The 6,161-nt window shown below is 50.0% G+C and carries 5 protein-coding genes; 1 reads left to right on the top strand and 4 read right to left on the bottom strand.

Annotated elements, in window-relative coordinates; genetic code table 11:
* The 3 genes from ACLUXO_RS09940 to ACLUXO_RS09930 form a co-directional block, all read right to left on the bottom strand.
* On the bottom strand, positions 1-456 hold a 456-nt coding region (locus ACLUXO_RS09940; RefSeq protein ID WP_412137413.1), incomplete at its 3' end, for a GNAT family N-acetyltransferase.
* Between the two features lie 20 nt (positions 457-476).
* The gene (locus tag ACLUXO_RS09935) at positions 477-1,313 is read right to left on the bottom strand and encodes an alpha/beta hydrolase (protein ID WP_412137412.1); all 837 of its coding nucleotides are present in this window, start codon (positions 1,311-1,313) and stop codon (positions 477-479) included.
* 132 nt (positions 1,314-1,445) lie between these two features.
* Positions 1,446-3,341: an alpha/beta hydrolase family protein gene (locus ACLUXO_RS09930; protein WP_412137411.1), complete on the bottom strand. Its 1,896-nt coding sequence runs from the start codon at positions 3,339-3,341 to the stop codon at positions 1,446-1,448.
* A gap of 173 nt (positions 3,342-3,514) precedes the next feature.
* Here ACLUXO_RS09930 and ACLUXO_RS09925 point away from each other — a divergent pair, with 173 nt between their 5' ends.
* Positions 3,515-4,408 (top strand): alpha/beta hydrolase, encoded by an 894-nt coding sequence (locus ACLUXO_RS09925; RefSeq protein WP_412137410.1) that lies wholly within the window; start codon positions 3,515-3,517, stop codon positions 4,406-4,408.
* Positions 4,409-4,454: 46 nt separating this feature from the next.
* Here ACLUXO_RS09925 and ACLUXO_RS09920 read toward each other — a convergent pair.
* On the bottom strand, positions 4,455-6,161 hold a 1,707-nt coding region (locus tag ACLUXO_RS09920), incomplete at its 5' end, for a diguanylate cyclase domain-containing protein (RefSeq protein ID WP_412137409.1).

Here is a 6,161-nt window from a genome sequence, read left to right as displayed (position 1 = left end):
AAACAGCTCCATCTCGTTGTCCTTTTTAGTAAAGCCCCGTTTGGCATACACGCCCTCGCCGTCTTCACTGGCATTCAACCAAAGGCGTTTGATCCCGGTTCTACGGGCATAGTCAATTATTTCATCAACTATTCTCTTGGCGTAGCCCTGCTTTCTGGACTTAGGTGACGTGTAGATGTTCAGGATATAGCCTTCCTGCCCGGTCAAGTTCTCCGCGTAGGGAATCCGGCTAAACAGGCAGAGCGAACCGGTTGCCGCCAATTTCCCGTTTTCCAGCATCCCCCAGCTAACCATATCCTGGCCAATATGGGCCAAAAAGTACTGCTTAGTCGCTTCTTCTAAGGCGGACAAATCTTCACTTTCAGCAACCTCCCCTAGTTCCGTAAACAGTTCTTTTCTCAGCCGCCAAAAATCCTCCGCGTAAGATTCATCCAGCTTTACTAGTTCTGCTGTCATGCTTTGCCTCTTTTCCTATCTTACTCCCACAAAAACTTCTGCAGGACCTGGTCCACCTGGCTGTTTTCGTGGAGCCGGCTGTGCTGGCCGCCCTTGCCAGTGATCTTCACTTCCTTGTAGCTCTTGGCCTTGATTAAAAGATACTTGAGGGATCTTGATGAATTGTTGTAGACGCTGCCGTCTGACTTTTTACCAGTATCGCCGTAAATGTTGAGGACGTCAATCCCCTTTGGGTAGACCTGCCGGAGCTTGGTCAGTTCTTGATAAGTCGAATTCATCTTCTTCGGCTTGCCGGACGCGTCAATTGGAGAATCCTTCTCCATGCCCACAATCCCGTTGAAGTGGCCGGCGATATCGACTTGCTTCTTGATCGTTGGGAAATTCTTTTTGGCAGAATAATCCATAATCATGTAGCTGATCGCCATATTGCCCATGGAGTGGCCGACCAGGTTCATCTTGGAAAAGCCCAGCTTCTTCTGGGCTGCCTTAACTGCCTGGTAGGCATACCAGCCATCCTTGTGGTAATCAGGATTCCGGTTGTCGGAAAAGCCGACCAAAACGATTGGGTTCTTCGGATTATCCGCGAGCTTACCCTTGATTTTGACTGACCCGTTTTCTTCAACTCTGGCTTCTAAAACTTCATTGCTCTTGCCCGCTTGTCTAGCTGCATTTGCCATATGCTTTTCCGCGTTGATGCTGGACCCGTAGCCATGGAAGAAAAAGGTCACCGTTTCTTTGGCCTGCTCCTTCTTCTCTGCCTTAGTCAAAGGCTTTTGACAAGCTGTTAGGAAAAGCCCGGCGGTCAGCAGGACCGGGATAATTTTGGCCAAAAAATTGCTTCTTGTTTTCGTCTTCATGTTTATATTCTCTCCAATTTGTTTATTTACTCACGTCTATTCTACCTGGATGATTCTCCACTGACAAATAGTAAGCATAAAAAATCCTTCCAAATATCTTGGAAGGATTTTTGTCATCATATTGTGTGATTTTTACTCGCCCAAGTGCCCGTCAAACCAGGTCTGGATTTCCTGCAACCGGCTCAAGCGGTTCTTTGGCCGCCCGCTTCTGGACAGTTCGTGGTTTTCCCCATGGAAGACCACCATCCGGCTTTCCACGCCGTGAGACATGAGAGCATGGAACATCTGCATCCCTTCTTCAACTGGGCAGCGGTAATCCTCATCTGAATTGAGGAAAAGAGTCGGTGTCTTCACATTCTTCACGTATTTGAGCGGGGAGTGCAGCCATACCTTTTCCGGGTCATCATCTTCACTTGCCCCCACCTGGTCAACGCAAAATTCCGGGGCAATATCTGACATATGCTCAAAGCTGAGCCAGTTGGAGATAGACCGCTGGGAAGCTGCCGCCTTAAAGCGGTCGGTATGGCCGATCACCCAGTTGGTCATAAAGCCGCCGTATGAGCCACCGGTGATGCCTAAACGGGTCTGGTCGATGTCTGGATAAGCCGCTAAAACCGCATCGGTAAACTTCATTAAGTCCTCGTAGTCTACTGTCCCGTAGCGGCCCCGCAGGTCCCCGTACTGGTTCCCCTGCCCGTTTGACCCGTGGATGTTGCAGAAGAAGACGAAGTAGCCGGCCCCGGCCCAAACCTGCATCTCATGGAAGAAGGCCTTGCTGTAAGTAGCGCGGGGGCCGCCGTGAACGTCCAGGATCGCCGGGTATTTTTTGCCTGCCTGGTAGTCTTTTGGCAAAAGCACCCAGCCGTGCTGAATCCCGTCTTCAACTGATTCATATTCCACTTCATTGACTTTAGCTACGTATTTGCCCGCTAAAGCCTGGTCATTATAGCTGGACAATTTTTGCACCTGGCCATTTTTAACCAGGTAGAATTCCAAAAGTTGGTTGGCAAAGGCTGCTTCCAGGAAAAATTCATCTTCTCCCGTCAAACGGAAGCCCTTGATGATGCCGTCCGTGGCAAAAAACGGCTTGACTTCCTGCCCGTCAAAAACGTGGATTTCATCGTGGTCAACGATGGTGGTCACAAAGTAGAACTTGTCGCCATAGACGTCAAAAGCATTGCCGCCGATCACCCCGCAGTCCCCGGCAATCGCGCTCTGGCCGGAATTGTCGAAGTGGGCTGCTAATTCCAGGCCCTTTTCTGTCAGCCGGTAGAATTCCGGATTTTCGTTTAAGCCGGTCTTTTTATGAGTGTTGGCGAAGCAGTAGACTTGATTGTTAAGAGCAAAAATCGCTGAAACTTCGGCCTTGCCAGCTGCTAAAAGGAGCTTAGCATCACCTGTACTTGGATCGACTTCATAGACCGCCCCGTCAAATGGCCGCCGGGTCTGGTAGCTGACCCCGACCACGTAGACTTTTTCCTTGGCAACAAAAGTTTCCATGACCGAGAAGTTTGGGTCGCCCTTGAAAAGTTCTGTCAGCTTTTCTTCTGCCAAGTCCCAGACATAGAGGCGATCGCGGAGCTTGTTGATGTAGCCCTGGCCATTGAAGTAGTATGGCAGTTCATCCAGAACCTGGTAATCAGCGGATTTTTTCTCAGCTAAATCCACTCGTCTGCTTAAAAGGAGATAGCGGCCGGCAACGGAATTGATTACCTGGTAGCCGGCTTCTTTAAAAGCAACGACTTTTGCCGGACTGGCCTGGTCAAGTTCCTGCTTATAGAGCAGGCAATTGCCTTTGCCCTCTTGAGCGGTGTAGTAGACACGATTATTTACCAAAGCATAGTTCTTTTCCTGCCCCAAAGTCGTCAAGCGCTTGAGCTGGCCATTTTCAAAGACGTCCAGCCAATTCCAGTAGCCTTCTCCATCGGCTTTGGCCTGGTTTCTGGCCAGTACTGCCCTTTGGCCGTTTGCTTGCAAGTTGCCCAGGCTGACGACTTGATACAAATCTTCTGCTTTAACTGCTTCCATTGTTCTTTTTCCTCCTGCATCTTGTATTTAGCTGACTTCATTATAGCAAAGTTAAAGGATTAAATTCTATTTAATTCTTAATCGGGATTTTTTGTAAAAAATTTGCTTTTTCTACCAAAATTGACCATATCGGCTATAATTTGGTTAACGCTTACAAGTGAAAGGAGAAAAACATGACACTTGATGGAAAGATTTTACAAGCTGTTGAAGAAATGCGGACTGGATCCAAGATGCATGACGACAAGCGCGATGAAGGCTTGCCCACCGAAATTCCAGAAGTCGAAAGAATCAATGACTTAAGCTATGGGCCAGACCCAAAGTGGAACTTGCTGGACATTTACTTGCCTAAAAAGCGGACCGGCAAGGTCCCGGTCATCATCAGCATTCACGGCGGCGGCTGGGTTTACGGGACTAAGGAAACCTACCAGTTCTACGGGCTGGGCCTGGCTAAAGAAGGCTTCGCCTTTGTCAACTTCAACTACCGTCTGGCTCCAGACGTCCAGTTCCCAGGCGAAATGGATGATGTTAACCGCTTGATCCACTGGGTAGCTGAACACGGACCAGAATATGACCTGGACACGGGCAATGTCTTCTTAGTCGGCGACTCAGCCGGCGGGCAGATGGAAGAACAGTACCTGGCCATCTTGACCAATGACAAGTTCCGCCAGCTTTTTGGCTACGAACTGCCAAAACTAACAGTCAGAGCAGCCGCGCTTAACTGCGGGGCCTACTTCATGCTCACCCCGGGCTTTACTGATGGCGCGCCAGGCGCCTACTTTACCCCAGAAGCAGTCAGCGGTAAGGAAGAGATGCTGAACACAGAAAAGTATCTGACGCAAAACTTGCCACCGCTCTTCATCATGACGGCTAACCAGGACTTCCTGCACGATTCTGCTGTCCGCTTGGACGGCTATCTTTTGGCCAAGGAAATCCCGCATGAGCTCCACATCTACGGGGATATGGAGAACCCGCGCGGCCACGTCTTCCACTGCAACCAAAGAGACGACATTGCCAAGCAGTGCAACCTGGATGAACTGAACTTCTTCAGAAAGCACTTAAAGCAGTAGCGACAATAAATAAACGCGCCCTTGTAAAAGGACGCGTTTTCGCTTGTTATTTTTGCTCTGGCTTGGGACTGAGAATAACATAATAGATCTCACCAAAGTAGGGATTTTTGACCATATGGGCCACGGCATGCACGTAGATCCGCTTGTGGGTCTCTTTGGTGATGACATGGTAGTCCAAATGAGCCACTGCATCATCGCTGTCCCCCACCTGCTGGTCACAGCTCTCTACAGCTTCAGCATAGTCTTCCGGAGCGATCAAGCCCTTGACTTTTCGGCCGATAAATTCGAAAAACACTTCCATGCTAGAGCATTCCGTAATCCTCAGCAGTTCCCTGTTAGCAAAAAGGATCTTCCCGTTATCAGCCCGGTAGATGAAGAAGGCACCAGGCAGGTTGACTGCTAAGTCGCGCAGATTAAAGCCCAATTGCGACCGTCCTTCCTTGACCATATCCGGGTGGTAAGCCGCCATCGTTCCCTTCCCGGTCATTTTCACGACATAGAGGGCCGCATCAGCCTTGTTCAAGAGTTCTTCCCGGCTTGCCCCTTGGTCCGGGTAAGCGGCGAAACCCAGGGAGATCGTGTAAGGATAGTCTTTGCCTTGGTAGCTGAAGGTCAACTTCTGCCGGAAGAACTTTTTAAAAATCGCCCGTCCCTCGGTCATTGTCGTCCGCTTCAAAAAGACGGCAAATTCATCCCCGCCGTTGCGGCAGGCCTTGCCCAGCTGGCCGAAATTGTCTTCCAGGACCTTGGCAAAAGTCTTCAGCGCCGCGTCACCTGCATCATGGCCATAGAGGTCATTGATGTACTTGAAGTCATCGATGTCGATCAAGGCAGCAACTGAAGGCTCTCCTTTATGTTTTTCCAGATATTTGCTTACGTCCCGGTCAAAGGCCTGCCGGCTCATGAGGCCGGTCAGATAGTCCGTGTCAACCAGCCGGGAAAGCCTTCTCCCCCGCTCAAGGTAATTGAGCAAAAGAGCAACCAGGACGGTGCTGATGATCACGGTAACGATCCCAGAGAAGATTTCGGACTTGACCTCATGTGGCAGCTGCCCGGCATCTTTTCTGGCCGCCTCCAGTTTCCAGCTGCATCCCCCCAAGCGGAAGATCACTTTTGCCTGGGCCTGCCCCTTTAAGTTGGCGTTAAGGGTGTGATAGCCAGGATCCGTAATATGAGTTTTAGACAAGCGGTAATCATAGCCCAGCTGGTCCAGTTTCTGGAATGTCGGCTTAAAGAGGTCTTTTCGCTTAATCGCGGCCACCGAGTAGCCCCAGAACTTGTCTTTAATGAAAATCGGCTTGCAGATAACCAGGGTGTTCTTGTCTTTCCCCGTCTTGATCGGTCCGACGATTCCGTTGATTCGCTCTTTCCGGCAGTATTCAAAAATTTTCCTGCTTTCCGCGTCATGCAACAGGCTGGATTGGCCCAATTCAGTTGCTTTTTTATGATAGACATTGATCGTCTGAGAGCCGTGAATTAGCTGCAAAGAGTAAATGTCCGGATATTTTTTCAGCATGTACTTGGCCGTGTCGGCAAAATTGGTCGAGTCACCGCCGTTGCCAACAGTGCCGGATTCTATGCTTTCCGTAACATTCTGCGCTTCCGCCAGCTCCTTTTTGAAGTAGTCGCTGGCCAGCTGGGTGTTCAGCTTGGTCTGGGCCTGCCGGCGCTCATTGAGGTTGTCCCAGTCACGCTTGACAATAAACGCGATGGCTAAAGAGCTGCACAGGAAAACAAACAGCAATACTAGCAA

The sequence above is a fragment of the Lactobacillus delbrueckii subsp. bulgaricus genome (assembly GCF_046938665.1).
GTDB classification, from domain to species: domain Bacteria; phylum Bacillota; class Bacilli; order Lactobacillales; family Lactobacillaceae; genus Lactobacillus; species Lactobacillus delbrueckii_C.
This window is presented reverse-complemented; position numbering and strand designations above follow the sequence as displayed.